Source organism: Cupriavidus plantarum, from assembly GCF_905397285.1.
GTDB classification, from domain to species: Bacteria; Pseudomonadota; Gammaproteobacteria; order Burkholderiales; family Burkholderiaceae; genus Cupriavidus; species Cupriavidus plantarum.
Map to the genome: position 1 here is coordinate 1,189,508 of NZ_CAJPUX010000002.1, position 26,216 is coordinate 1,215,723.

Annotated in this window: 19 protein-coding genes and 1 pseudogene; 13 read left to right on the forward strand and 7 right to left on the reverse strand. The window is 63.2% G+C overall.

Going from position 1 to position 26,216, the window contains the following annotated elements; all coding sequences use genetic code 11:
* Window positions 1-173: 173 nt before the first annotated feature.
* The 3 genes from KHP16_RS14075 to KHP16_RS14085 form a co-directional block, all read right to left on the reverse strand.
* A complete protein-coding gene (locus KHP16_RS14075; RefSeq protein ID WP_211960450.1) occupies window positions 174-1,940 on the reverse strand; it encodes an alpha/beta fold hydrolase in 1,767 nt (588 codons plus the stop codon).
* A 36-nt stretch (window positions 1,941-1,976) separates the two neighbouring features.
* Window positions 1,977-2,219 carry an acyl carrier protein gene (locus tag KHP16_RS14080; RefSeq protein WP_109584292.1) on the reverse strand — a complete coding sequence of 81 codons (243 nt, stop codon included), beginning with the start codon at window positions 2,217-2,219 and terminating at the stop codon, window positions 1,977-1,979.
* A 78-nt stretch (window positions 2,220-2,297) separates the two neighbouring features.
* Entirely contained in the window at window positions 2,298-3,878 is a 1,581-nt protein-coding gene (locus KHP16_RS14085) for an amino acid adenylation domain-containing protein (RefSeq protein WP_211960451.1), read from the reverse strand.
* 895 nt (window positions 3,879-4,773) lie between these two features.
* Here KHP16_RS14085 and KHP16_RS14090 point away from each other — a divergent pair.
* The 4 genes and pseudogenes from KHP16_RS14090 (at window position 4,774) to KHP16_RS14105 (ending at window position 8,432) form a co-directional block, all read left to right on the forward strand.
* Window positions 4,774-5,322, forward strand: a complete 549-nt coding sequence (locus tag KHP16_RS14090; RefSeq protein ID WP_109584290.1) for a GbsR/MarR family transcriptional regulator — start codon at window positions 4,774-4,776, stop codon at window positions 5,320-5,322.
* Window positions 5,319-6,218: pseudogene (locus KHP16_RS28690) on the forward strand (thiol-disulfide oxidoreductase DCC family protein). The gene KHP16_RS14090 and the pseudogene KHP16_RS28690 overlap by 4 nt, the downstream one beginning before the upstream one ends.
* A complete protein-coding gene (locus KHP16_RS14100) occupies window positions 6,215-7,663 on the forward strand; it encodes a TIGR01777 family oxidoreductase (RefSeq protein WP_211960453.1) in 1,449 nt (482 codons plus the stop codon). Before KHP16_RS28690 ends, KHP16_RS14100 begins: the two are co-directional and overlap by 4 nt.
* 262 nt (window positions 7,664-7,925) lie before the next feature.
* On the forward strand, window positions 7,926-8,432 hold the full coding sequence (locus KHP16_RS14105; protein ID WP_211960455.1) for a P-loop NTPase family protein: 507 nt from the start codon (window positions 7,926-7,928) through the stop codon (window positions 8,430-8,432).
* Between the two features lie 102 nt (window positions 8,433-8,534).
* Here the strand turns inward: KHP16_RS14105 and KHP16_RS14110 are convergent, their stop codons facing one another.
* On the reverse strand, window positions 8,535-8,972 hold the full coding sequence (locus tag KHP16_RS14110; RefSeq protein WP_115954657.1) for a hypothetical protein: 438 nt from the start codon (window positions 8,970-8,972) through the stop codon (window positions 8,535-8,537).
* A 1,143-nt stretch (window positions 8,973-10,115) separates the two neighbouring features.
* Between KHP16_RS14110 and KHP16_RS14115 the strand changes: the two genes are divergently transcribed.
* Window positions 10,116-12,224, forward strand: a complete 2,109-nt coding sequence (locus tag KHP16_RS14115; protein WP_179594371.1) for a TonB-dependent receptor — start codon at window positions 10,116-10,118, stop codon at window positions 12,222-12,224.
* Between the two features lie 215 nt (window positions 12,225-12,439).
* The gene (locus KHP16_RS14120) at window positions 12,440-13,153 is read left to right on the forward strand and encodes a glycosyltransferase (RefSeq protein ID WP_211960456.1); all 714 of its coding nucleotides are present in this window, start codon (window positions 12,440-12,442) and stop codon (window positions 13,151-13,153) included.
* A 19-nt stretch (window positions 13,154-13,172) separates the two neighbouring features.
* Here KHP16_RS14120 and msrA read toward each other — a convergent pair whose 3' ends face one another.
* Window positions 13,173-13,691, reverse strand: a complete 519-nt coding sequence (gene msrA, locus KHP16_RS14125) for a peptide-methionine (S)-S-oxide reductase MsrA (RefSeq protein WP_109584271.1) — start codon at window positions 13,689-13,691, stop codon at window positions 13,173-13,175.
* 231 nt (window positions 13,692-13,922) lie between these two features.
* On the opposite strand from msrA, the gene KHP16_RS14130 reads away from it, so the two are divergent.
* Window positions 13,923-15,512, forward strand: coding sequence for an amidohydrolase family protein (locus KHP16_RS14130; protein ID WP_115954672.1), 1,590 nt, complete (start codon window positions 13,923-13,925; stop codon window positions 15,510-15,512).
* A gap of 107 nt (window positions 15,513-15,619) precedes the next feature.
* On the opposite strand, the gene KHP16_RS14135 is transcribed toward KHP16_RS14130, so the two are convergent.
* On the reverse strand, window positions 15,620-16,546 hold the full coding sequence (locus KHP16_RS14135) for a LysR family transcriptional regulator (protein WP_121492692.1): 927 nt from the start codon (window positions 16,544-16,546) through the stop codon (window positions 15,620-15,622).
* Between the two features lie 143 nt (window positions 16,547-16,689).
* Here KHP16_RS14135 and KHP16_RS14140 point away from each other — a divergent pair, with 143 nt between their 5' ends.
* The 6 genes from KHP16_RS14140 to KHP16_RS14165 all read left to right on the forward strand — a co-directional run bounded on the left by KHP16_RS14140 (window position 16,690) and on the right by KHP16_RS14165 (window position 25,073).
* Window positions 16,690-19,800, forward strand: a complete 3,111-nt coding sequence (locus KHP16_RS14140; protein ID WP_211960458.1) for a xanthine dehydrogenase family protein molybdopterin-binding subunit — start codon at window positions 16,690-16,692, stop codon at window positions 19,798-19,800.
* Entirely contained in the window at window positions 19,797-20,612 is an 816-nt protein-coding gene (locus KHP16_RS14145) for an FAD binding domain-containing protein (RefSeq protein ID WP_211960459.1), read from the forward strand. The genes KHP16_RS14140 and KHP16_RS14145 overlap by 4 nt, the downstream gene beginning before the upstream one ends.
* The gene (locus KHP16_RS14150) at window positions 20,609-21,214 is read left to right on the forward strand and encodes a (2Fe-2S)-binding protein (RefSeq protein ID WP_211960460.1); all 606 of its coding nucleotides are present in this window, start codon (window positions 20,609-20,611) and stop codon (window positions 21,212-21,214) included. Before KHP16_RS14145 ends, KHP16_RS14150 begins: the two co-directional genes overlap by 4 nt.
* On the forward strand, window positions 21,207-22,814 hold the full coding sequence (locus KHP16_RS14155) for an AMP-binding protein (RefSeq protein WP_115954680.1): 1,608 nt from the start codon (window positions 21,207-21,209) through the stop codon (window positions 22,812-22,814). Before KHP16_RS14150 ends, KHP16_RS14155 begins: the two co-directional genes overlap by 8 nt.
* Window positions 22,815-22,817: 3 nt before the next feature.
* Window positions 22,818-23,633, forward strand: a complete 816-nt coding sequence (locus tag KHP16_RS14160) for an enoyl-CoA hydratase/isomerase family protein (RefSeq protein WP_115954682.1) — start codon at window positions 22,818-22,820, stop codon at window positions 23,631-23,633.
* Between the two features lie 96 nt (window positions 23,634-23,729).
* Entirely contained in the window at window positions 23,730-25,073 is a 1,344-nt protein-coding gene (locus KHP16_RS14165; protein ID WP_121492604.1) for an MFS transporter, read from the forward strand.
* Window positions 25,074-25,103: 30 nt separating this feature from the next.
* On the opposite strand, the gene KHP16_RS14170 is transcribed toward KHP16_RS14165, so the two are convergent.
* A complete protein-coding gene (locus KHP16_RS14170) occupies window positions 25,104-26,141 on the reverse strand; it encodes an NAD-dependent epimerase/dehydratase family protein (RefSeq protein ID WP_211960462.1) in 1,038 nt (345 codons plus the stop codon).
* Window positions 26,142-26,216: the final 75 nt, after the last annotated feature.

Consider the following 26,216-nt stretch of genomic DNA (forward strand, 5'->3'; position numbering starts at 1 on the left):
TCTGCAATCGGCCACGGTCTGCCGCTCCTGAACCTTGGCCACTGGCCGCCAGAGTTTTCATTTGGGCCCAGTCGAACCGTGACCGCTGCGTGTCATGGCACCGCAGTGGGTGCTTTCTCGTTGCACCCGGTCCGGAATCAATGAGAGCCGCTAGCCTGGCACGCTCGGCAGCATTACGTATCAGGTGACAATATGCCCCGGGGACGGGTATGTCCGGCGGACGCATGCCGGCTTTGGCAATCTACGACGTTGGGTCGTCCGGCCTCAAAAGCTCTCTCGAGCAAAAAGGCCTCGACATAGCTCGATACAACGTTGCGTGCAGTCCTCGAATATAACGAGTGGTCCAACTGCTCCAGAACTGTCGCCGTAACGTACTCGAGCTCTTCAAAGTAACTCGCCTTCGGGACTTCATCGAGCCCAGCATCAAGCGGTCCGTACACCAATGATGTTGGCACGTGCCTTTTCTCTAGCGCCATGAGCAGTCGGCGGACGGAGGAACGCTCGCACCAGCGACGCACCAAACTCACTGCGATTCTGCGCAGATCCGACCGGCCAGTCAGCAGTAAAAGCCATTTACGGGGATCACGGACGGAGCGCATGTACACCTGACTGGGAGCGCGTGAGTTCCTCCTCGGCGCACCCCAGAAGAAAAAGGGCAGGTTGACGGATATGCAGCCAACCACAGCAGGATGCTTTAGCGTTGTGTGGACGCTGACGTATGCACCCGCGCACACGCCGAACATCACAACCCCGGAATGTCCAGCCGCGATCAGTCGCTCCACCCCTGCTGTCGCATCTGCAATCGAGTGTCGCGCGTACACGCCCTCGATGTTTGGCTTATCGTCGTGATATGAACTATCTCCAACGCCGCCCAAATCCATGCGTAACGATGTAATTCCCTGTGCCGCAAGCCGTCGAGCCATCAACACGGAGTGCCTTGCGCAGCCAACGCGATGAACCCCTGCGGTGTTCATGATCAATACAGCCGGGGCGTGTTCGTTTGCGTTGCGAGGCTTGCACATTACGCCAACATAGCGCCCGCTCCCAAACACTACGGGGGTTTCATGACCACCTGCGAAGTCTATCCGCGCATGCGCGGACGGTTGCAGAATCTCAGCGGCAGCCAGTTCCGAAGTGCCGCCCCTAGAGCCGAGCCACTCAAGCACGCTATCGAAGGCACCTCGCGGCGGCACGCAGAACGTCGGATCGGGGAGCAAAAAACTGTCGTACTCTGGGAAAATCCGTACGTCTGCACTCGCACCGTGACCACGGAAGCACTCAACAAGCTTGTTCAGAGACTCGCTGACCGAGATATCGTGCAGTAGCACGCGTGGCGCCGGAGACCTCAGTCGCTTTGTGAGGTCGATTGACGCAAGTTTCTCGAGCGCGTCGGCATACAGATCGAACCCTAGCGCGCCTACTCCTTGCACCGCCTCGCGCGACTGCGCTGCTTCTTGGTCTGCCAAGGCCTTGATGCAGCTCTGATGCTGCATGCGCAGTTCCCGGATATAGCGCTTGCCAACGATGACCGGCGCCATCAAGACCACGCCCTCCACGTCGGCAAGCTCTTCGGCGGCCAAGACGGCTAACGTCGCGCCCAAGCGCAAGCCGCAGAGCACAATCCGTGTCACACCAGTGACGGTCCGCAGGTACTCCGTGGCAGCTTTGATGCTGTCGACCCATGCGCAAAAGCGCGCGGGGTCTTCCTCGACGCCCTCGGAGTCGCCAGTCCCCGGATAATCGAAGCGCAGGACGGCCATGCCACAGGCCACCGTCACCGATTCCGCGAAGTCGCGCCAGCCGCGGTGCACACATAGCGCCTCATTGCCGAACGGGTTGCACAGCACCACGCCGGTAGCGGCTCGGTCTACCGCAGGCAAATGCAGCCACCCGAAACAGCCATTGAAGGTGACCGGCCTCGTTGTAGGGTTGGTATTCATGGTGGGCCCCTTACTGTGAAATACGGCGAGTCGCTATCAATCGCTTGGCATGAGAGGGGCGAGAGAGCTTGCCAGCGAATCGATACAGAGAAACAAATCGAATGAAATAAGGTCTCCAGGTATTTCTATACCGAAGGCGTCTTCGACTGCTAGCATCACGCGGACCGTACCGAGCGAGGACAGGCCAGCGTCATACAAGCTATCGCTATCGGTCAATGTTTCGACCGGGACATGAAGGCATCCATTCTCCGAAAGAATACTGCGCAGAGCGGCTTTCAATCACTCTCTCCCGTCTAGAATAGCCATCCACGCGCCCGTGGCGTGGCTCATTTATATTGCTTGGGGATGGTGTCTACGTCATGCAGGAATCATCGTGCGTGCGCACTGCTCAACCAGAGCTTTCCTGTCAATTTTTCCATTCGCGTTAAGCGGCATCGCGTCGAGTGACACAATCCGCTGGGGTGCCGCGTAGTCGGGCAAGCGCTGCCGACACGCATGTAAGACCGCCTCGGTGTCTACTCGAGGATTTGTCACGAAGGCTACGAGCCCAGCCGCCCGTCCCACCTCATCGAGGGGCCATGCAATCACCGCGCAGAGCGCGGCACCGCTGCTCGCGTGGACGATATGCTCGACTTCCTCCAGTTCGACACGGTTGCCGCGAACTTTGACCTGCGTATCCACGCGCCCGTGAAACACAATGCCAAATTCTCCAGTCGTACGAACGATATCGCCGGTCCGATACCAGCGCTGCGCAAGTCGGCCTGGAAAACTCTTCGAGACAAACCTGTCATTGCCAAGTCGGGAGTCCGCCGACAAATAGCCCTCCGTGATCTGTGGACCCGCGATTAGCAACTCGCCCGTCTGCTCGGCTGCGACAGGTCGGAGGTCAGCGTCAACGATCATGAGCTCTACCCCCGGAAGCGCCCTCCCGAGTGGGATGACCGTGTGCTGCGGAGTATCGATGAAATCGGCGCTCACTTCGAAGCAAGTCGAAGCGATGGTCGCTTCCGTCGGCCCGTACATGTTGAACAGCTTGCTATGCGGTGCGGCGCGCATCCACGCCAGCGCCAGTGAGCGAGGCAACTGCTCACCGCCAAACATCGAGACCCTAAGACTCGGGAAGGCACCGGGTGTCAGCTTTCTCATTTGCTGCATGAAGCCGACCACGGACGGTACGCTACTCCAATGCGTAATGCCATAACGCCTAATGAAATCGGCGTTGTACACAGGATCGACAGTCTCGGGCACGTACAGGCACCCGCCAGTGGCCCAACATACGAACATGTCGTGCACGGATGGATCAAAGCTCAATTCACAGAGCTGGATATGACGTGCATCGTCCGTCCGCTCATGCAGTTGCAGTTGCCCTTTCACATATGCGTTGGCATTAGCATGTGTAATCGGGACGCCCTTCGGCGTACCCGTCGATCCAGAGGTGAAGAGTATGTAAGCTACGTCGTGCTCAGTGCCTGGCCGTCGCACATAGGGCACGGAAGGCAGCGTGGTCAGGGTGGACGCAAAGGAAGGCAGAGGCGTACCGGACGCGTCGTCGTCGATGAGAAAAATCTGCGGGGGAGCGTCGAGCAATGCCAGTACATCCTCGAGCCCACTCGCGCAACGACGATCGACCAGCATCAATGGCGCACCGGACTGCGCGATGATCGTCGCCATACGTGAAGGCGGGGCCTTCGGGCTCAGAGGCACATAGGCCATGCCCGCATCGAGAATGCCCAGCACGCCGGCATAGGCCTCGACGCTACGATATGCAAATAGCAAACATCGTCTAATGTCGTTACGCTGCCCGATTGCTGTCAGACCCGCAGAAATGCGACGTGCGCGTGTTTGAATATCGCCGTAGCTGTATAGACGATCTTTGACCCACAGCGCTGGACTGTCGATGCAGCTTGCAGCGGTTTCGAAAAAGTGAGAATGCAACATCCGTATCCTCGCGCATGGAACTGGTTAATCGCCGAAAACACGGCACCAGGTGTCTGCAGCATCCAGCCTTGCTGGGATTCCGCTTGCGACGAAGAATAGACATTGGAATGAGGGGCTTCTGTGCGATAGCGCTCGGAAACGAATACCGCCGGAATGCCACGATCGGGCTCCGTGTTGCATCGCCGCCCACAGCAGAACCTTTAATCGGCGCGGCTTGCCTCCGTTCATATTGAGCGGTAGCTACTGAGCAAACTGAAGCCTCCAGCGAAATTGAGCTTTCTGACGCTCTGGAGGCCTCTTGCCGCGCCAGCAAGCACCATGGCAGGCATGGACCACATAACGCGGCGGCGCTCCGGTGGATCGCTCCTTTCATGCATGAAGTTCGCGGCGCTTTTTCGTCGGTTGGTTGCGTTTTTTAGAATTTCCCGCTCCCGCAGACGTCACGAAAGTGGTCAATCCCCTTGCTGGCCCCCCAGTTGTGGGAGAAACAGCCATACCGGGTGTGACTGCTGTAAAAGAGTTTGACAATGACGGGGTCTTTGGTAGGGTCCACTGCTGTTTTACTTTTGTAAGGAGGTGGTAGGCCAGCAAGCCGGCCAACGGCTCTTGCTGCAGCATGTTCGGTCATTGGATCAGCACATCAGGAATGACGGTAGTTGGCCGACAACTGTCTGTCGGGCAAGGGCCCCGCCAGCTCCCCGGCAGCCGATGGACGCTGTCTCAGTTCGGAAAACTGCAGATGCTCGGTTACCTAGAACGATCTAGCCGGCGCGCAGATTTTCCGCCTCAGGTCTGCTTCCCTCTTCTCCCATCCTCCCGAGAGACATCCGCTCGCCGACTTGACAAAGTCTCAGTTAAATTCTTTAATTTCTGTAACGACAGAAATAAGAGAACTATGTCACTGAGCCCAAGCACGCAAAAGCTAATCCTGCACTGGGGAGAAATGGGTAGCCGCTGGGGCGTCAATCGTACGGTGGCACAGATCCATGCATTGATCTTCTGCAGCCCCCATCCGATCCATGCGGAATACATCGCCGCCACGCTGGGCGTAGCCCGATCCAATGTCAGCAACAGCCTCAAAGAACTTCAGTCCTGGAACCTTGTTCGGGTGACGCACATCGCCGGTGACCGGCGCGATCACTTCGCCGCGCACCAGGATATCTGGGAGATCTTTCGCGTGGTCATGGACGAACGCAAGAAGCGCGAACTGGACCCGACCCTCTCGGTGCTGCGCGAATGCGTAGCCGAGGCCGAGGACGACCCGGTGCTGGATGGTTCCACCAAGGCCAAGATGAACGACATGCTGGAATTCATGGAGATCTTCATGCGCGCCTACGACGACTTCCAGCATCTGCCAACGCCGACCATCAAGAAGCTTCTAAAGACCGGAGGACGCATCGCCCAGTTTCTCGGTCCTGACAAGAAAAAGGATGCCAGGTCATGAATTCCGCATTACTGGAGCTCTACTTTGACGGCAAGTGCGGGTTTTGCGCGACGGAAATGCGTCGCCTGAGCGAATGGGACACCGAGCGCCGACTGTCCTTCGTGGACATTGCCCAACCGGGATTTGACTGCGCGCCCCTTGGCGTTGACATGGCAGCGTTGAATCGCGCGTTGCATGGTCGCGCATCGGATGGCCGCATGTTGGTGGGCATCGATTGCATGCTCGCTGCGTACACTCTGGTCGGTCGAGGCGGGCTGGTCTGGCCCCTGCGGGTACCGGGCCTCCGTCGGGTGCTGGCTGCGATGTACCGTGCTTTCGCACGCAACCGCTATGCGTTCTCGCGCTGGCTCGGCTATCGCGCCCCGCCGGCGTGTGGCGGCGGCACCTGCCACGTGGGCAACCCCTTCCTCACGGACGAACGCCCTCACGATTCGCACTGATACCTCCTCACCATGAACCAATCTTCGAGTTTCAGCCAGCGCCGATGGGTCGTTGGATGGATGTACGCAGCAGCCATTGCACATCTGCTTGCCGGCGCAGCACTGCTCTGGGTGACGGACACTTCGGTCCTGGACGGTTACCACCGGGGCATCGAGCGGCATTTCTGGGCTGGACTGGCGCCGGTCGCAGCCAGAGCCCAGCAGACATGGTGGATGGCCCTGTTCGGCGCCACCCTGCAATGTTCGGCGATCTGGATGCTGGCGCTCGTCCATCTGGGCAACCAGACCCGTCATCGCGCGGCCTGGGGTGGGCTGCTGGTCGGCCTGCTGGTATGGGCGCCGCAGGACGTGCTGGTTTCATTGCAGGCCGGTGTGTGGCTGCACGCGATAATCGACGGCGCGGCCCTACTGATGATGATTCCCCCACTGCTCTGGTTGTGGAGGGAAGACGCATGACCTCCCTGCCCGCCTTCGACTGGGCGATCAACCTGCTGGTCATACAGGGAATGATGGGAGCGTTCGACACCCTCTACCACCACGAGCTGACTCAAAAGCTGCCCTGCAGTCCGCGAGCCCGGCGAGAGTTGTCCATTCACGCGATTCGTGCCGTGCTGTACGGTCTCGTTTTTGCCGCAATGGCCAATCTCAAATTCCTCGGCGCATGGACGCTTGCCATCGCCGCGCTGGTACTCGTGGAGGTGGCACTGACCTTATGGGATTTCGTTGAGGAGGATCGGAGCCGAAAGCTGCCGGCCACCGAGCGTGTTCTGCACACCCTGCTGGCGATCAACGGCGGAGCGCTATTCGGGCTGTATGCGCTGCAACTCGCGGCCTGGTCCCAGGCACCCACCGCACTCGCCGCGACTGATCTGGGGTGGCGCGGCTGGCTGCTGAGCCTGTTTGCCGTCGGCGTGACAGCCTCCGGGATTCGCGATGGACTGGCAGCGTACCAGATAGGCCGGCGCACACACGCCGAGAACCCGTTTGCGAGACAGCCCCATCTCAACGTCCTGGTAACCGGCGGCACCGGATTCATTGGTGAGGCGCTTGTCACGCATCTGCTTGACGCCGGCCATGCAGTCACCATCCTGACGCGTGAGCCGCTGCGCGCGGCCTATCAGTTCAACGCACGCGTGCGCTGCGTGACCGCGGTCGATCAACTACATCGCGAGGAACGCTTCGACACCGTGATCAATCTCGCTGGTGCGCCTGTTCTGGGCCCACGCTGGAGCGCACGACGACAGGCGCAGCTTCTGGCGAGCCGCGTCGGCGTGAGCGAAGCACTGCTGCGATGGGCAGAGTCCACCGCAGACCGGCCCACAACATGGATTCAGGCATCGGCCATCGGCTATTACGGCAGCCGGCCCGCTGACGAACAACTGACCGAGAGCAGTGCCGAGGGCGGCGGCTTCATGTCCGAACTGTGCCAGAAGTGGGAGGCTTCCGTCCGGCCGCTGGACGGCCTAGGCGTCCGAACCGTGGTGCTGCGCCTAGGCGTGGTGTTCGGTCCTGGCGGCGCCCTTCCCCCTATGCTGCTCCCCTACCATCTAGGCATGGGTGGCCGCCTGGGAAATGGCAAACAGGTGATGAGCTGGATTCATCGCGAAGATGTATTACGCATCATTGCGCGCGCGATATTCAGATCGGACATGCAAGGTGTCTACAACGCGACCGCCCCCGCCTCTCTGACGCAAGCTGAGTTCGCCCACATATTGGGAAGAGTGCTGCACCGTCCCGTCTGGCTTCACCTGCCTGCGGAACCCTTGCGCTGGGCTCTTGGTGAAATGAGCGAACTGCTGCTCGCGGGCCAGCGAGTATTCCCGGCTCGGCTGCTGCAAGAGGGCTTCGAGTTTCGATTTGCGAAAGTGGAGCCGGCTCTTAGGGCTCTGATAAAAAACTGACAGGAATAGAGCTGCCCTTCAGCAAGGGATATGGTCATGTAATTCCTTACCGAGATCCAGAGTGCTTGGGGATGGACCGGCATCCAACCGGTGGAACTGATAGCTGAAAACGACTTCGGCAATCTGATCGTCAAGGACGTGCATGAGCGCTACCGGCGACTTTGCGTTTTCATAGTCCGCAGAGCTACCCGGTGACCGGCACCAAGACCGACGCAGCCTGCGCACGCGCCTCAGATATTTATGAAGTTCCCATACCCAGGACATGAATCTGACAAAGACGATCGTCATCGGAAATTCGGGCTCGGGAAAGAGCTGGCTGGCCGAGCGCCTTGCCAGTCAACTCAACGCCCAATGGGTCGATCTCGACGCGATTCACTGGGAGCCAGGCGGGTACGACGTCGCGCGTAACCGAGACGATGCCATCGCACTCGCCAGACGCGCGGCGGCCTCAGATAGCTGGGTTATCGAGGGCATCTACGGATGGCTTGTGGGTGAGGTTGTGTCGAACGCAACGGCGCTCGTCTGGCTATGCATCGATGAAGCCGAATGCGTTGCCAATATCAAGAGCCGCGGAGTGCGGCGCGGTGGAAGCCAGCAGTCGTTCGACGCGCTATTGAGCTGGGCAGGAACCTATAGAACGCGTAGTGGTTCGAGTTCATACTCGGCGCACGAAGACATCTTCAACAGGTTCTCCGGTGCGAAAGCGTGCTTGCGTAGCAAGCGCGAAGTAACAGCGTTTGCGAACCTCAGCTGGCTGCGTACGCGTTGAACGAACGGTCTGGTTGTCAGAGTTCAACAAGCGACACAGCCAACAGCCGGTGCTGGCGATGTAATCAACCTTTGTGCCGCCGGAACTTGTTCCGCCACGAAACTAGCAGCGATTTCGGTATTGCTGGTTGCGGACTTCGCGATGCCGCTCTCTCAGCCAGTCAGTCGAGTTTTGTCGCATCTGCGCCTCCAACCGAGTCGCTTCATCCGCTAGCCCGCTACACAGTGCGCTCTTGCCATCGCTCGCGGGGCGGTTCCACACCGTAACGGTCTCGGTCGTCACGACGTTCGACTCTTCAAACCGCTTTTGCTCCTGCTCAGCCCGTCGCCTGTCTCGCGCGGCACTCTCCTGCACCAGAATCTCCGGGCTCTTTCCGATAATAGAAACGTTACCCAACACATCCCCACTGACGAGCGTATAGCCCGCTGGGCAAACCGCTTCCTGCGTGTACAGGATCAGCTTGCTGTTGCGGCACTTCGTCGCGGCATGAACAGATCCAGCTGCCAGCAGCATGGCGGCGAGAAGGAATAGCTTCCGCATTGGGGCTCCGGTGAAGGGATTCAACTTAGCATTGCTTGGGGGCGGTTGGGTTCCCGACGTTGGGGGGATTGCACTACGCCCAGCAGAGCGTTGAAGGGTGCCCAACGAATCCGTATGCGGCGACCAACACCCCTCTTCATAGCGCTTCTTTTCAGAAAACCCTTCTGTTAGCCTCTCTCCGCAGCGCGCGCACTAGGCGCGTTTCTGACCGGAAGCTAGGAGTCGAAGCGCGGGCCTAGAAATGTCGCTGCGATATTTGACCTTGTTGTCAACGCACGCCACAGGGGCCTGGCAGAGTTCCGGAGCTGCCGAACAGCCTTGCAAGAATGAAATGGACACTCCTCCCAAAGGCGACAGCGGTGCGCCATCGTGGCTCAAGAAGGGCCTAACCCTACTCCACCGTATCCTGTGTGCACTCTTGATACTTGGCGTATTTGTCCTCGTCCTGGCTCACGTGTTCGAGATCTCGATCAACATCAGTCCGATTCGGCTGTTCCAGCTTGGCTCCCTTACCATCGGACTTTTCTCGGTCACAGACACATGGCGCACTTGGCTGTTGCGCCTACCGGTCAGCTCGCGATTCTCCCCACCAGTCCCTTATGGTTACCCAGGACGGCGCAGCATTCTGCAATCTCACCTTGCTGCGGGAGTCGTCCTCATCGTATTCGGCGCGTCCCTCTCACTGCTTTGAGCCGCACGAGCCTATTGGCGTCACGGCCGCACGCGTGCGCTGGAGGTCGCGAAGTACCTGATCGTTTATCTGCGCCGCGCCGGCGGACAGTCGCAGTTCAGTCCGCTACTGGATTCGATGGCGGCGCCCGAGTCCCAGTCCGCCGCCATCCAGCAGCACCTGCTCGGGACGTCCAAGGCCAGGCGTGCGTAGTGCGCGTCGTCGGATTGACGACGCGATCAAGCTACCGGCTTTGGCCGGCGCGACGTACCCCCTGGGGGGCGTCGCGCTAAGCCGTGAATCGCGTTCACCGTCCCGCCCATCACTACCCACTCCTTAGCTTTCCCATCCCGACGCAAGTTGCGCAGGCGCGACGCGTGGCATTACTGCGGACTAATCACATTGACCGTTAGGATCGTTGCAAATGATAATCGCTCTCAATTTCAATTATTACAACGCATTACACCAGGGAAATGAGCCGTTATCTTCACACTCACCATGTTGCCCGGTCGCTGGCAGCTTGTCCTGTCCTTCTTGTCGGCCTGGTGCAAGCCCAGGAGCCGCCGGCGCCCCAAAGCCTGCCACCGGTCACCGTCAAGGCAGATGTCAGCAAGGAACTGGGCGCGGGGTATAACCCGCCCAACGCGATCAGCGCCACCAAAACCGAGGCCCCGCTGCGCGATATTCCGCAGACCGTCAACGTTGTGACAGCCGAGGTGATGCAGGACCAGCACGCCACCTCGATGCAGGACGTGCTGAAGAATGTGCCGGGCGTGAGCTTCTCCTCGGGCGACGGCCAGCGCGACCAGGTATCGATTCGTGGCTTTTCGGCGATTGCCGATCAATTCGTCGATGGCATCCGCGACGACGCGCTGTACTTCCGCGATTTGTCCAACGTCGATCGCGTCGAGGTCATTAAGGGTCCGGCCGCCGTGCTGTATGGCCGGGGTTCCTCGGGAGGACTGATCAACCGCGTGACCAAGAAGCCCGGACTCGACGTGACGGACTTCGCGCTGAGCTATGGCATGTGGGCCGACCGCCGCGTCGAAGGCGATGTCGGACGCGTGTTTGCCGACGGCGCCGCGGCCTTCCGCATTACCGCTGCACACGAGGAAGCCAACAGCTATCGCTCGCAGCAGTTCTTGAACCGCACGGCCGTGGCGCCGTCGCTGGAGCTGCGCCTGGCGCCGCAGACGACGGTATTGCTGCAGGCCGACTATCTGCAAGACCGGCGTGTGACGGACTTCGGCATTCCGGCTTACAAGGGTCGGCCGGTGGCGGTGGACCCGTCCACGTACTACGGCGCCGCCAACGCCCGCGATTCGGATTACAGCCAGAGTCGCGTGTACTCGGGTACGGCAACCGTGAACCATCGCTTCGACGAAAACTGGTCGATCCGCAATGCCACCCGCTACTACCACTACTCGCTGGAGCGGAACAACACGCTGGTGGGCTCGGTCAACGAGTCCACGCTGCGGGCATCGCTGACGCACGGCAACGTCTACCGCGAGGAACGCGGCTGGTTCAACCAGACCGACCTGACCCAGAAGGCGCAATTCCTCGGCATGAAGCATGAACTGCTGTACGGCGTGGAAGTGGGCCAGCAGAATAAGGATCTGGTCAATTATTCGCGCGCCAACGTGGCGTCGGTTGACCTGTTCAATCCTGTACTTCCCACGCTGCCGCGCCTCGTCGGCGGCACCCCCGCCACAAGCAACCTGGGCGTCTTCAAGACGCTGGGGCTCTACACGCAGGACATGATCCAGTTCTCTGAGCAATGGAAGGCGCTGGTGGGCGTGCGCTACGATCGCTTCGAGCAGGAGACCATCCAGCGCCTGCCGGGCCAGCCAAACCTGGCCCGCACGGACAACGCCTGGAGCCCGCGCGCCGGCCTGGTCTGGCAGCCGTCGAAGCAACAGTCGTATTACCTGTCGTGGAGCCGATCGTTTCAGCCATCTGGCGAAGCCTTCTCGCTGGCCGCGAACAACGCCCAGCTGGCGCCGGAGACCACCCGCAATACCGAGGTGGGCGCCAAGTATGACTTCCTCGACGGCAAGGCCAGCACCACGGTGTCGCTGTTCCGTATCGAACGCACCAACATCAAGGTTGCCAACGCCACCGGCACCGCGCTGATCCCCATCGGCGAGCAGCGCACCGACGGGCTTGAGCTGAGCGGCGCCGCGCAGCTCGGGGGCGGCTGGCGCATGCTGGCGGGCTATGCCTATCTGGATGCCTTGGTCACTCAGTCGACACCCGCGCTGCAAGGCAAGCAGGCCACGCTGACGCCGCGCCATTCCGGCAATGTCTGGATCACGAAGGACCTGGGCCACGGGTTCGGCCTGGGCGGGGGCCTGAACCTGGTGGGCGCTCGGCAGGCCGATCCGGCCAATACCGTGACGCTGCCGGGCTATGTCACCGCCGACATGGTCGCCTGGTACCGGCGCGGCAAGTTCGAGGCCCAGCTAAACGTGTATAACCTGTTCAACCAAGGCTACATCGTCTCCGGGCATGGGTCGAGTCCCAACCTGAACCTGCCCGGTGCACCGCGCAGCGTGATGGGGACAGTGCGCTATCGTATGTGAGGGCTATCGGCGATCCATGCGGAGCGGTCGCGGCAGGCGGCTCGGCGATGTGTGGGAGGGCTGGATACGTGCGGTTCCCCACATAAGCCGCCTGTGATTGATGTCAAGCTGACATGCGCGTGATCAGTGCACGAAGGCAACAACAACACGCAGCGGCTTTGCATCGATCATTGCCGTCATCCGGGTCGATTACATCACCGACATGGGAGCCGGTAATGACCCTGATGATTTCAGTTGTCACCATCAACTACAACAATCGCGATGGTCTGCAACGGACCATGGACAGCGTGGTGCAGCAGCACACCGACGTGTGCGCGCTGCAATATGTCGTGATCGATGGCGGATCGACGGACGGATCCGTCGAGCTTGCCCTGGGTCGCGCCAAAGAGATCGACGTCTTTGTCAGCGAGCCCGACGATGGCATCTATGCGGCGATGAACAAGGGGCTGAACCGCGTGACCGGCGAATGGGTCGTCTTCATGAACTCCGGCGACTGCTTCGCCGGCCCGGAAGCCCTCTCGACCATTGCGCGTACCGCCGGCGAACAGGGCGGCACCTGGGTCATCTACGGCGACAACATCAGCCCACGCGGACTGGAACCCGCTGCACCGCTGCACCGTCTTCGCGCGGGGGTGATCCACGCTTGCCACCAGGCCATGGCATTTCGCGTCTGCGACGTGCGCTACAACGAAAAATGGCGCATCTATAGTGACCTCGACTTCGTGCTGCAGTACTACAAGCGTTTCAAGGCCAAGGCATTCCGCCATGTGGCCGAGCCATTGTCGATCATCGAGGAAAGCGGTCTCAGCGCGAGGTTCCCAGGTGCCAAACGCAAGGAGAAGTTTGGCATCGTCTATGAGCGCTTTGGATTGCCCGGCCTGATGTTCGCCGTGGCCGCGTCGGTGCTCGCCGCTGTCGACCTGCTCTGACGGAAGCGCGGGAACCGCGTCACGCTGCCGGCTTCACGGCCGTGGGCAAACGCCATTCCTTGCGCACAAAGTGGCAGGTGTAGCCGTTGGGAATCCGTTCCAGATAATCCTGGTGCTCCGGCTCGGCTTCCCAGAACGGGCCAGCGGGCGCAAGTTCGGTCACCACCTTGCCCGGCCACAGACCTGACGCATCGACGTCCCGGATGGTCTGTTCGGCGATCGTCTTCTGCTCGTCGCTCGTATAGAAGATTGCCGACCGATAGCTCAGGCCGCGATCGTTGCCCTGGCGATTCAGCGTGCTCGGATCGTGGATCTGGAAAAAGAACTCCAGGATCTGACGGAAGCTGATCTTGTCCGGGTCGAACAGAATCTCGATCGCCTCGGCATGCGTGCCGTGATTACGGTAGGTGGCATTCGGAACGTCGCCACCGCTATAGCCCACGCGCGTCGAGATCACGCCCGGGTAACGGCGGATCAGGTCCTGCATACCCCAAAAGCAGCCGCCGGCGAGGATCGCTTTTTCCGGATGGGTGGTCATTTCGTGGTCCTTCGTCTGATGATGGAGACCGATATGCTCTCATGGTCGGGGAAAGCTTGCAGCCATGGCTGCGAGATTCGGTATTGGCGCATTGCGTTCGGTATCGGTCCGCGCGCGATGTCCCGCTGCCATACGCTTTTAGCCAGCGCGGTGCCACACCCGCTTTCGAGGGTCGCCTGCCACGCGCAATGAAACTCCCGCCTCAACCATGCCGCACCTGATGAGAACACGATGATGAGAATCGACCGTAGTGCCCAGACTGAATTGTCTTTCGCGAGCCAGGGGAACGGCGCGCCGAATGCCGGTGGTACCGCCAATGGCGGCCGCGCGTCGCAGCGTGCCAGCAACGCATTTCTCGATGGCGTACCTAGCGCCAACCAGCCCGCGCCGCGCGAACAGCGCCCGCTGCGTCGCATTCGCAACCGCATTCCCAGCGTGCCTCCCGGACCGGAGGGGATCGTCCTGCCGAACCGTGGCACCCAGACGATGATGCATGACATCCACAACCACTCGATCGGCCCCGGCTATGCCGCCACGCAAATCGTGGACATGACACTGACGCTCGCTGAGAACGCACGCGAGCAGATCGCGTTGTTCGACAAGGCTGGCGTCGACAAATTCGTATGGGCGCCGATCCCGTCCGTGATCATTCAAGGCAACGCGGTAGCGGCGGGTTGCTGCGGCAACGATGAACACCCGATCACGCCCGGGCACACGAGCCTGCCCGCGAATGCGCCGAGCGCCGAGCGGCAGACCTACTACATGCCTGAAGCCTACCGTAACGGCGCACCGATGACCGGCGAAGCGTTCGATCAGATTACCGCGATCGGCCGCCAGCACTACAACACCAGCGTGGACTGGCAGGTCGGCAAGGCGTACCAGGAGATTCGTCTTTCGGACCTGGGGAAGCCTGCGCATGAACAGATCGCACCCCGAATCTTCCCCGCGATCACCGGCATCAACCTTGGCGATGCCAACGCCGTGACTTCAATGTTGCGGCTCAAGAAAGAGTATCCCGATACGTTCCACATCATCGGGGAGATCACCATGCATAAGGAGTTCGTGGATAAGCAGAACCTCGACTATCAGCCGGACTTCTCCGAAAACGCGCCGATCAACGACATCCTCAAGTTTGCGGCGCGCTCAGGCATGCCGGTGGTCCTGCACTGCGACTCGAGCGACGCCGAAGCGGCCATCCGGAGCGGGGCCGCGGGCCAGGGCGAATACTTCCGAGGCATCGAGGATCTGGTGGCGCGACATCCAGATACCACGATCGTGCATGCTCATATGGGCGGCATCGGCAAGTTTGCTCGCCCTGGGGAAAATCACGTTGCAAAGCTGCGCGAACTGCTGACCCGGTATCCGAATTACAACATCGACATGTCGTGGGATGTGGTCGCGGAAAATTACTCACCGCACTCGGCGGAGACCGACCCCACGCTCAAGGCGGCCGATGAAGCAGCACGTAGTGCGCGCATCCAGCAAATGGCGGCGCTGATCCGGGAGTTCCCCAAGCGCTTCATCATGGGCAGCGATGCGCTAATCTCGCGCAACGAGAACTCGATTAGCGCCACCCACGAACTGTATTCGGGCGCGAAGAGGAACGCCGAGGGCAACTTCGAGCGGAAGACGGGCCTGTTCGACCACCTTGACACCGCCCTGCCCAACGTGCTGTCGGAAAACTTTGATGCGTTGCTGAACGACGCCAAGGTAAAGAGCAGCGCCTATGAAAACGGCATGATGAAGGAGGATCTGAAGGCACTGCAGGCCGCGGCAGTGAACAACGGACGTACGCCGAACGTTTGGCCGGCCACGACCTGATTCGGATCTTACCGAAAGCCGGCCCGCCAGGTCCGGCGCGGTCGATTGCCTGTTGCCGGCGATCGACCGCCGCGCGCCCCGCAGCCGTGCGCATGGCCACCGGCATCTCACGTGCCGGAGTTGTCGGCAAATCCTGACGTCCCCGACACCCTCCGGATCTCCTCCGCCACGATGTCGATCAGCGCCTCTGCCGCCGTGCTCAGCGGGCGCAGCGGATGGCTGACGCACACCAGATGGCGCACGATGCGCGGTGCCAGAATCGGGTACATGCGCAACCTGCCCTCAGCCACCGCCCGCTGCACGACGATGCGCGGCAACACTGTGGCGAAGCGCGTGGCCTCGACGAACTGGACGATGGTGCCGAGGATGTCGATCTCGAATTTTGGCTGCAGCGTGACATCTTCGATCTGCGTTGCGGCGTCCAGCACGCCGCGCAGGCCATGCCGTTTGGTGGGCAACACGAGTTCCAGTCCAGGCAGCCTGGCGAGCTCGACCGCAGGCGGCAGGTCCACGCCATGCTCGGCGCTGGTGACCAGCACCATCTCCTCGTCGTGCAACGTTTGCACGTGGAGGGAGAGCTTGCCACGGGGTTTATGTACCACCGCCGCATCGAGCTGGCCGGCGGAGACCAGGTCGATCAGCGTGGCGCTGAAACCGTCCGCGACGGATACCTCCATGTTTGGATAGCGCGCGTTGAAGCGCGCCAGCGATCCCACCAGCACGCTTTCGGTTTCCGAGGCCACCATGCCAATGGAGATGGTGCCGGCGGCCTGCTCTTCCCGTTGCATCAGTTGCTGCCGCGCATTGGCGACGTCCCGCGTGATCGGCAGGAACAGCCGGTACATCATGCGGCCGGCCGCGGTGGGGACCATCCCGTGCGGAATGCGATCGAACAGTTTCTGGCCGAACTCTTCCTCCAGCTTGGCGATCTGCATGCTCAGGGCCGGCTGCACGATATTGAGCCGCTTGGCCGCGCGGGTGACCGAGCCGTCTTCGAACAGCGCGATGAAGTACTGAATCTGCTTGAGGTCCATGCCGGCCATCCCATCAGTTCCAATGATGGACCTGATCAAAAAACAATATTATAACTAATATCAGATTCTCACTAAGCTCCTGTTCACGGCTGCAGGAACGGCGGATTCGTCTGCCGGATCCTGCGGACAGACCGGAGACAGGCATGAGAATCAAAGATGCTGGCGACATGACCAGCAAGGCACAGGAGACAACGGCGGCGGTCTCGCGCCAGCGGCATCGGGGCCAACCGTATGTGGGCCAACCGATGAAGCGGCTCGAGGACGCCGCGATCCTCACAGGCCGTGGCCGATACGGGGACGATCTGGGCGTGAAGCCCGGCACCCTGCACGCCGCCATCGTGCGTTCCCCGCATGCGCACGCCGAACTCGGCCGCATCGATGCCACCGCCGCGCTCGACGCGCCGGGCGTCCACGCCGTGCTGACCGGCGCGGATCTCGTAGCGTGGTCGCGTCCCTTCGTGGTCGCGGTGAAAGCCCCCATGGAGCAATGGGCGCTGGCCATGGACCGCGTGCGCTATGTGGGCGAGCCAGTGGCCGTGGTCGTAGCCGAAAGCCGCGCCCTGGCCGAAGACGCGCTCGACCTCGTGCGCGTGACATACCGCGTGCTGCCACCGGTGGTGTCGATCGAATCGGCCCTCGACGAGGATGCCGCCATCCTGCATCCCGGCGTCGGCGCCAATGTCGTCAGCGATCGCCGCTTCCGCTACGGCGAGCCCGAAGCCGCCTTCGCAGCGGCCCCCCACCGGGTCACGCTGACCGCCCACTATCCACGCAACACCTGCACGCCGATCGAATGCGGCGTGGTCATTGCGGAGTTCCTGCCCGGCGACGAAGGCTACGACGTCACCTCCAATTTCATGGGGCCGTTCTCGCTGCATGCGGTGATGGCGATGGCGCTGAAGGTGCCCGCCAACCGGCTGCGCCACAAAGCGCCGCGCGATTCCGGCGGGAGCTTCGGCGTGAAGCAGGCGGTGTTTCCCTACGCGGTGCTGATGTGCCTGGCGTCCCGCAAGGCCGGCGCGCCGGTGAAGTGGGTGGAAGACCGGCTCGAACATCTCAGCGCCGCGACGTCCGCCACCGCGCGGCTGTCCACGCTGGAAGCCGCCGTGAACGCCGAGGGCCGCATCCTCGCGCTCTCCTATGACCAGATCGAAGACTGCGGTGGCTACCTGCGCGCGCCGGAGCCCGCGACCTTCTATCGCATGCACGGCTGCCTGACCGGCGCCTACGACATCCCCAACCTGCTGGTGCGCAATCGGGTGGTGATGACCAACAAGACCCCCACCGGCCTGGTGCGGGGCTTTGGCGGTCCGCAGGTGTATTTCGCACTGGAGCGGCTGGTCCAGCGCATCGCAACGCAGCTCGGCCTCGATCCGCTCGACGTCTATCGCCGCAACTTCGTTGCTGCCGATGCCTTCCCCTATCGCGCGGCGGCGGGGGCGTTACTGGATTCCGGCAACTACCAGCTCGCGCTCACGCGCGCGCTCGCAGACGGCGGCTACGATGAGCTGAAACGCCGCCGCGACGCCGCGCGCGCCGAGGGGCGGCTGTATGGCATCGGCTTTGCCGCCATCGTCGAGCCATCCGTCTCCAACATGGGCTACATCACCACCGCCATGCCGGCCGAGGCGCGGAAGAAGGCGGGGCCGAAGAATGGCGCCATCGCCAGCGCCACGGTGAGTGTCGATCTGCTCGGCGGCGTGGTGGTCACCATTGCCTCGACGCCGGCCGGACAGGGCCACATGACCGTGTGCGCGCAGGTCGTGGCCGATGTGCTTGGCGTGAACCCCGCCGACGTGGTGGTGAACGTCGAGTTCGATACGCACAAGGATGCGTGGTCGGTGGCCGCCGGCAATTACTCGAGCCGCTTCGCCGGCGCGGTGGCCGGCACCGTGCATCTGGCCGCGCTGCGCGTGCGCGACAAGCTGGCGCGCATCGCGGCGTCGCAGTTCGGCTGCACGCCGACCGAGGTCGAATTCGCCGACGGCCGCATCGCCCGCCACGGCGCACCGGAAGTCGCCCTGCCCTTTGCGCGTGTCGCCAGCAACGCGCCTCACTGGTCGCCACAGCAATTGCCGGCGGGAGAAGAGCCGGGCCTGCGAGAAACGGTGTTCTGGTCGCCGCCAAATCTGGAAGCGCCGGATGAGAACGACCGCATCAACACCTCGGCCGCCTATGGCTTTGCGTTCGACATGTGCGGCGTGGAGATCGACCGCGCCACGGGTCGCGTTCGCATCGATCGCTACGTCACCGCGCACGACGCCGGCACGCTGCTCAATCCGGCGCTGGCCGATGGCCAGATACGCGGCGCCTTCGCGCAGGGGCTGGGCGCGGCGTTGATGGAGGAGTTCCGCTACGGCGCCGACGGCAGCTTTCAGTCCGGCACGCTGGCCGACTACCTGATGCCCACCACCTGCGAGGTCCCCGATCCGGTGATCGTTCATCTGGAAACGCCGAGCCCGTTCACGCCACTCGGCGCCAAGGGCCTTGGCGAGGGCAACAACATGAGCACGCCACCCTGCATCGCCAATGCGGTAGCGGATGCGCTCGGCGTCCAGGACATCCGGCTGCCGCTGACCCCGGCCAGAGTGATGGCCATGGTGGGCTTCGACGATCCGCCACCGTCGCGCCCCGAATTGCTCGATGCCATGCGCGACGCCACCGTGCCCGCCTCCCATAAAGACCGTGGCAGGGACGGTGGCAAGGGCGGCGGCAAGGCGCTCACCGCGCGCCGTACGGTGGAGCTCGACGCAACGCCCGAAGCCGTGTTCGCCGTGCTGCTGGACCCGGAAGCACTGGCCAAGGTCGTGCCCGGCTGCCACGCGCTCGAGCGTACGGCCGAGAACCATTATCGCGCCGACGTCACCGTCGGGGTCGGGATGATCAAGGCGCGCTTCGAGGCGGAGATTGCCCTCTCGGACCTCGATCCCCCGCGCCGATTACGGCTGGCGGGCGCCGGCATGTCTTCGCTGGGCAGCGCGCGCGGCGCGGGCCTCGTGGAACTGGTGCCGCATGGCGGCGGCACGCGCCTCATTTACGACTACGAGGCCGAGGTCACCGGCAAGGTCGCGGCCGTGGGCGGCCGCATGCTGGAAGGCGCCGCCAACGTGGTGCTTCGCCAGTTATTCGAGTCGCTCGGCCGGCAAGCCGCCGGCAAGCCTGCACGCCCGCAAGCCGGGGTTGCCCGCTTTTTTCCCCACGTTTTTGCCCGCCTTTTTGCCCGCTTTTTTGCCCGCTCGAGAGGTCGCCGATGAAACCATCCGCATTCGATTACCTGCGCGCGGAATCCACGCAGCACGCGCTCGATGCGCTCGCCCGCGGTGGCGAGGGCGCGCGCGTGCTGGCCGGTGGCCAGTCGCTGATGGCGGTTCTCAACATGCGCCTCGCGCAGCCCGAACTGCTCATCGATATCTCGCGCACCGCCGAGCTGAACACGGTGCGGGTGGAAGGCGGTCACCTGACGGTAGGTGCCGCGGCAACCCAGGCCAGCGTCGAATGGCGCGCCACGCTAACCGACGAGGTGCCTCTGCTGGCGATGGCCTTCCCTTACATCTCGCATTTCCAGATTCGCAACCGGGGCACGGTGTGCGGCTCCGTGGCGCATGCCGATCCGAGCGCGGAGTTGCCGCTGGTGCTGACGGCACTGGGCGGCGAGGTGGTGCTGCGCGCCGCGCGGCGGCGCCGCGTATTGCCGGCGGCCAGTTTCTTCCAGGGCATGTTGATGACGGCACGCGAGCCCGACGAGCTGGTGGAGGCGGTGCGCTTTCCGCTACGGCGCCCCGGGGCCCGCTACGGCTTTGCCGAATTCTCCGCGCGCCACGGCGATTTTGCGCTCGTGGCGTGCGCGGCCACCGTGACCGATGACGCCATCGCGCTGGCCGTTGGCGGCGTGGCGGACCGGCCGGTGCTGGAGATCTGGCCACGTCTGCGGGGCAAGGATCTGGAGGCGGCCATCAACGATTTCAGTTGGAAACTGGGCGCGCAAGACGACGCCCATATCAGCGCGCAGTACCGCAGGCATCTGGTGCGGCAACTGGGCAAGCGTGTGATCGAGGAGGCAAAATGAGCAAGACCATCCAGGGCGCCGCATCCGGCAAGCCCGTTGAGGTGATGCAGCGCAACGCGCAGCGCCGCATCACCCTGACCCTGAACGGCCGCAAGCGCAGCGGCCATTGCGAGCCGCGCGAGTTGCTGTCGGACTTCCTGCGTCACGAGCTCGGTGCTACGGGCACGCATGTAGGCTGCGAACACGGCGTCTGCGGCGCATGCACGGTACGCGTCGACGGCGTTGCCGCGCGCTCGTGCCTGATGCTGGCGGTGCAGGCCGAGGACCGGGACATCGATACCGTCGAGGGACTGGCGCCCGCCGGGGAACTGGGCGACCTGCAGGAAGCCTTCCGCCGCCACCACGCGTTGCAATGCGGCTTCTGCACTGCCGGCATCCTGATGTCGTGCGCGGACTATCTGGCGCGCGTGCCGGAACCCAACGAGGCGCAGGTGCGGGACATGCTGTCCGGCCACCTGTGCCGTTGTACCGGCTATACGCCGATCGTGGCGGCGGTGCTCGACGTGGCGGCGTCCAGGGCGGCGTCGGGGGCGGGGTCCGATACGCGCGCGCGCGAGGATGCCATCGGCGGCGCTACGCGCCAGGAGGCCCGCGATGCTTGATCTGGGCCGCACCTTCCTGCAAAGCGTGGAGCGCAGCCCGCACACGCCCGCCATCGTCGACGGCGATCTGATGCTGACGTATGCGCAATGGTACGAGCGCATCCGGTGCGTCGCGTCCGGATTGCGCAAGATCGGCCTGGCGCCGGGCGACCGCTTGCTGGCTGTGCTGCAGAACCGCTGGGAAATGGCCACGCTGCACTGGGCCTGCCAGTTTGCCTCGATCGTAATGGTGCCCCTGAACTGGCGCGCCAAGCCGGAGGAACTCGAATACTGCGTGCAGGATGCCGGCGTCAAGGCGCTGGTATTCGAGCCGGTCAGCGCCGATGCGGTGCTGGGCAGCCCCGCCGCACAGGCCGTGCCCCGCGTTGCGCTGGATGACGCGGCGGGCGGCTCGATGTCCTTCGCTGCGCTGCTGGACAGCGCAGCGTCGCATGGCGGACCGGTGGCCGAGGCGGGCGACCTCTCGCTCATGCTCTACACCTCCGGCACCACCGGCAAGCCAAAAGGCGTGCCCCGCCGCCACCGTCAGGAGCGCGCCGCGGCGCTGGCGCACGTCGCGCAGAACCTGTATCGGCGCGGGGAGCGCACCCTCGGCGTCATGCCGCTGTACCACACCATGGGCGTGCGTTCGCTGCTGGCCATGGCGCTGGTGGACGGCCTGTTCGTCTGCGTGCGGCGCTGGAACGCCGGGCTGGCGCTCAGGGAGATCGCCACCCACCGGATCACCTGCTTGTATCTGGTGCCGACGCTGTACCACGACCTGCTGGCCGATCCCGGCTTCGATGCCACGCTTGTGCGAAGCGCCACCAAGCTCGGCTTTGCGGGCGCCTCGATGAGCGACGACCTGCTGCGCCGCCTCGCGATGGCCTTCGAGCCGGAACTGTTCGTGAACCACTACGGCTCGTCGGAGGTGTACACCTTCAGCGTGGACCAGCGCGCGACCCGCAAGCCGGGTAGCGCCGGACGTGCCGGCCTCAACACGCGCCTGCGCGTGGTGCGCCTGGATGCCCGTTCGCCCGACGATCTCGTCGCGCGTGGCGAGGAAGGCCAGATCATCGCCGATCTGCGGGGCGACGAGGCATTCGAAGGCTACTGGAACCGCGACGACGCCAACGCCAGATCGCTGCGCGACGGGTGGTACTTCACCGGCGACACCGGCTACTTCGATGCCGAGGGCGACCTCTTCGTCAGCGGCCGGGTGGACGACATGATCATCAGCGGCGGCGAGAATGTGTCACCGGTCGATATCGAATCGGTGCTGTCGCTGCATCCGGCGGTGGACGAGGTGGCGGTGGCCGGCGTGCCGGACCCGCGCTGGGGGCAGAAGGTGGTCGCCTTCGTCAAGCCGCGCGCCAGCATCGACGCGCAAGCCCTCGATACCTACTGCCGCGGCTCGGACCTCGTGAACTTCAAGCGTCCGCGCGACTACGTCTTCGTGAAGGAGATTCCCAAGTCGCCGGTCGGCAAGATTCTGCGCCGCAAGCTCTCCGCAGGCGAGTACGAGCCCGCCTCCCCCGCTCCCTCTTCTGGCAACCCTACCCTCAACCCCACCCTCAATCAGGCAGCGGTCGCAACGCCTGTCGACACAATCAAGGAGTAAGACATGACCCAGGTAACCGAGCTGATCCATCCCGACCAGCAACGTCTGCAACAGCTCGACGGCTTCTTCGTGGAAGTCGATGCCGCGCGTGAGCGCGCGGACATCATCCTGCACCGTCCGCCCTACAACGTGATTGCCATGGCGGCGCGCGACCAGTTGCGTGCCGTCATCGAAGCACTCGATGCCGACGAGCGCGTGCGCGTCATCGTGCTGCGCTCGCAGGGCGAGCATTTCTCCAGCGGCGGCGACATCAAGGGTTTTCTGGAGGCATCGCCCGAGCACGTCGCGCAGCTGGCGTGGAACGTCGCCGCGCCCGCGCGCTGCAGCAAGCCGGTGATTGCGGCCAACCGTGGCTATTGCTTTGGCGTGGGGTTCGAACTGTCGCTGGCCTGCGATTTCCGCATCGCCACCGAGACCACGCAGTACGCGCTGCCGGAGCAGAAGCTCGGTCAGATTCCGGGTTCGGGCGGCTCCGCGCGCCTGCAGAAGATGGTGGGCATCGGCCGCACCAAGGACATTGTGATGCGCTCGCGCCGTATCTCCGGCAAGCAGGCCTATGAGTGGGGCATCGCGGTCGACTGCGTGGCCGACGCAGAACTGGAAGCCGCCACCGACGCGCTGGTCGAAGAACTGCGCGGCTTCTCCCCGCTGGCGCAGCGCACCGCCAAGAAGCTGCTCAACGACACCGAAGACGCACCGCTGTCCATCGCCATCGAGCTCGAAGGACATTGCTATAGCCGCCTCCGCAGCTCGGACGATTTCCGCGAAGGCGTGGAAGCGTTCCACGGCAAGCGCAAGCCGGCGTTCGTCGGCAGCTGACGCAATTGGCGGGCGCCTGGCGGCAACGAACCGCCATGCGCCACCCGCTGCCGTGGCGATCCACGCAGCGTTCCAAATCCAAGGAGACAGACAATCATGGAAGCCGTAGCGAAAACACATACAGACACGATCGGCGATACGCTGCCAGCGGCGAGCAATCGCCAGGTGCTCGGTGCCGTCACGGCGTCATGCATGGGATGGGCGCTGGACCTGTTCGACCTGTTCATTCTGCTGTTCGTGGCGCCGGTGATCGGCAGGCTGTTTTTCCCGTCCGAGCACGCCATGCTGTCGCTGGCGGCAGTGTATGCGTCGTTTGCGGTCACGCTGCTGATGCGTCCGCTCGGCTCCGCGATTTTCGGATCGTATGCCGATCGCCGCGGTCGCAAGGGCGCGATGGTGGTGGCGGTGACCGGCGTCGGTTTGTCGACGGCGGCGTTTGGGCTGCTACCCACGGTGGCGCAGGTGGGCCTGCTTGCGCCCCTCTTGTTCATCCTGCTGCGGCTGATACAGGGCATCTTTGTCGGGGGCGTGGTGGCATCCACCCACACCATCGGCACGGAATCGGTGCCGCCGTCCTGGCGCGGCGCCGTCTCGGGGCTGGTCGGCGGCGGTGGAGCGGGTATCGGGGCGCTGCTGGCTTCCATCACCTATATGGCAATGACCGCGCTGTTCCCCGGCGATGCGTTCGACGTCTGGGGTTGGCGCTGTATGTTCTTCGCCGGCATCATCAGTGCGGTGCTCGGCCTGATCATCTTCAACTCGCTCGAGGAGTCGCCGCTGTGGAAACAGTTGCAGGCGGCCAAGGGACATGCCACGCCGGTCGAGAACCCGGTCCGGGTCCTGTTCTCCGGCAAATACCGCGGCGTCCTGGTCGTCAACATCCTGCTCACGCTCGGCGGCGGCAGCGCTTACTACCTGACCTCGGGCTATCTGCCATCCTTCCTCAAGATCGTGGTGAAAGCACCGGCGGGCGCATCCGCCGCGATCCTGATGGCCAGCAGTGCCGGCGTGATCGTGGCATCGATCTTTGCCGGTCACCTCAGCACGCTCATTGGCCGCAAGCGATGCTTCCTGCTGATCGGCACCCTGAACCTCGTGCTGCTGCCGTTGATCTACCAACGGATGCCCGCCGCGCAGGATGTCTTCACGCTGGGCATGTATGCCACAGCGCTGGCGATGCTGGGCTGCATGGGTTTTTCCCCGATCCTCATCTTCCTGAACGAGCGCTTCCCCACCAGCATTCGCGCCACGGGAACTGGCCTCTCGTGGAACATCGGCTTTGCGATCGGCGGCATGATGCCAACGTTTGCATCGCTGTGCGCGAGCACGCCCGCCGACCTGCCGAGCGTGCTGGGAATCTTTGCCGGTGTCGTCACTGCCATCTACCTCGCCGCTGCGGCGATCGTGCCGGAGACGATCGGGCGCCTGGGAGAAAATTGAGGCGACCGCGCGGGCCGGTCGGCGCCAGCCTCAGAACGTCCGCTTCCCGAACCTGCCCGGATAGCGCCTGCTTTCATCCTCCGTCCGTGGTATCTCGCTCGCTGCGTGGATGCACCCGATGCCGCGCAGCGTCGCTTCGATGGCCTCATCCAGCGGCGTGTGCGGTTCCTCCCCGAGGACAGATTTGAGCTTGTCGTTCCTGAGGCGAACCGGCACTTGCCACAGATAACGCATCTCCCGCATCTCGCGGAGTGTGGCGACGAAGGGCGAGGCCAGCATGAGCCATCGCCATGGGAAGGACCGCAGTTTGGGCGCACGGCCGCCGCGACGCACCACGACGCGGCGGATGGCTTCGGCCATCTGCCCGCCGTCCGCGTCCCAATGGCCCGCCATGTGGAACACCGCAAACGGCGCCAGTGTTGCTCGCCGCGCGAGCAATGCCACCATCGTGCGGGCCACGTCCGGCAGATAGGCCCACTGATGGCCGACGCCCATACGGCCCGGAAGATTGACGACGTCGACAGGGCGGCCGGGCTTGACCAACCCTTGCGAGAACCAGTTATTGCCAGCCTTCGGGCCGAAGAAGTCCCCCGCGCGGACCACGATCGCGCGCACGCCGCTGGCAGTGGCCGCGCGCAGACGGCTTTCCAGCTCGACCCGGATGCCTCCCTTGCGTGTTCGCGGATGCTGGGGCGAGTCTTCCCGCAGTTCCGGGAAGGCGTCCGGTCCGAAGTTATACACGGTGCCCGGCAGCACGATGGTGGCGCGTTGCGCTGTCGCCGCGGCGATCGTGTTATCGAGCATGGGCAGCACCAGTTCGTCCCAGCGGCGATAGCCCGGTGGATTTACCGCATGCACGATGACCGAGCAACCCTCGGCAGCCGCCATGACATGGTTCCGGCGCATGGCATCGCCCGCGATCCACGTGATGCCATCCTCCATGGCGGCGGGATGCTGGCCGCGCGCGAGCCCGCGCACGCTCCATCCCGCGTCCCGAAGCTGTCGAGCGACTTCGCCGCCGATACCGCCTGTCGCGCCAAGAACCAAGGCTGCCTTGCTGGTCTGCATGTCGAATCTCCCCTGAACTCCCTTGAACATGCGAGCATTTTCAATGCGCCGGCGTTCGAATAAAATTGGCTAATC

What these genes read in the sequence shown, in the direction of transcription:
- KHP16_RS14075 (WP_211960450.1), bottom strand. Translation starts at nt 1,940, where the DNA reads ATGAATACCAACCCTACAACGAGGCCGGTCACCTTCAATGGCTGTTTC.
- KHP16_RS14085 (WP_211960451.1), bottom strand. Translation starts at nt 3,878, where the DNA reads ATGTTGCATTCTCACTTTTTCGAAACCGCTGCAAGCTGCATCGACAGT.
- KHP16_RS14090 (WP_109584290.1), top strand. Translation starts at nt 4,774, where the DNA reads ATGTCACTGAGCCCAAGCACGCAAAAGCTAATCCTGCACTGGGGAGAA.
- KHP16_RS14100 (WP_211960453.1), top strand. Translation starts at nt 6,215, where the DNA reads ATGACCTCCCTGCCCGCCTTCGACTGGGCGATCAACCTGCTGGTCATA.
- KHP16_RS14105 (WP_211960455.1), top strand. Translation starts at nt 7,926, where the DNA reads ATGAATCTGACAAAGACGATCGTCATCGGAAATTCGGGCTCGGGAAAG.
- KHP16_RS14110 (WP_115954657.1), bottom strand. Translation starts at nt 8,972, where the DNA reads ATGCGGAAGCTATTCCTTCTCGCCGCCATGCTGCTGGCAGCTGGATCT.
- KHP16_RS14115 (WP_179594371.1), top strand. Translation starts at nt 10,116, where the DNA reads ATGAGCCGTTATCTTCACACTCACCATGTTGCCCGGTCGCTGGCAGCT.
- KHP16_RS14120 (WP_211960456.1), top strand. Translation starts at nt 12,440, where the DNA reads ATGACCCTGATGATTTCAGTTGTCACCATCAACTACAACAATCGCGAT.
- msrA (WP_109584271.1), bottom strand. Translation starts at nt 13,691, where the DNA reads ATGACCACCCATCCGGAAAAAGCGATCCTCGCCGGCGGCTGCTTTTGG.
- KHP16_RS14130 (WP_115954672.1), top strand. Translation starts at nt 13,923, where the DNA reads ATGATGAGAATCGACCGTAGTGCCCAGACTGAATTGTCTTTCGCGAGC.
- KHP16_RS14135 (WP_121492692.1), bottom strand. Translation starts at nt 16,546, where the DNA reads ATGGACCTCAAGCAGATTCAGTACTTCATCGCGCTGTTCGAAGACGGC.
- KHP16_RS14140 (WP_211960458.1), top strand. Translation starts at nt 16,690, where the DNA reads ATGAGAATCAAAGATGCTGGCGACATGACCAGCAAGGCACAGGAGACA.
- KHP16_RS14145 (WP_211960459.1), top strand. Translation starts at nt 19,797, where the DNA reads ATGAAACCATCCGCATTCGATTACCTGCGCGCGGAATCCACGCAGCAC.
- KHP16_RS14150 (WP_211960460.1), top strand. Translation starts at nt 20,609, where the DNA reads ATGAGCAAGACCATCCAGGGCGCCGCATCCGGCAAGCCCGTTGAGGTG.
- KHP16_RS14155 (WP_115954680.1), top strand. Translation starts at nt 21,207, where the DNA reads ATGCTTGATCTGGGCCGCACCTTCCTGCAAAGCGTGGAGCGCAGCCCG.
- KHP16_RS14160 (WP_115954682.1), top strand. Translation starts at nt 22,818, where the DNA reads ATGACCCAGGTAACCGAGCTGATCCATCCCGACCAGCAACGTCTGCAA.
- KHP16_RS14165 (WP_121492604.1), top strand. Translation starts at nt 23,730, where the DNA reads ATGGAAGCCGTAGCGAAAACACATACAGACACGATCGGCGATACGCTG.
- KHP16_RS14170 (WP_211960462.1), bottom strand. Translation starts at nt 26,141, where the DNA reads ATGCAGACCAGCAAGGCAGCCTTGGTTCTTGGCGCGACAGGCGGTATC.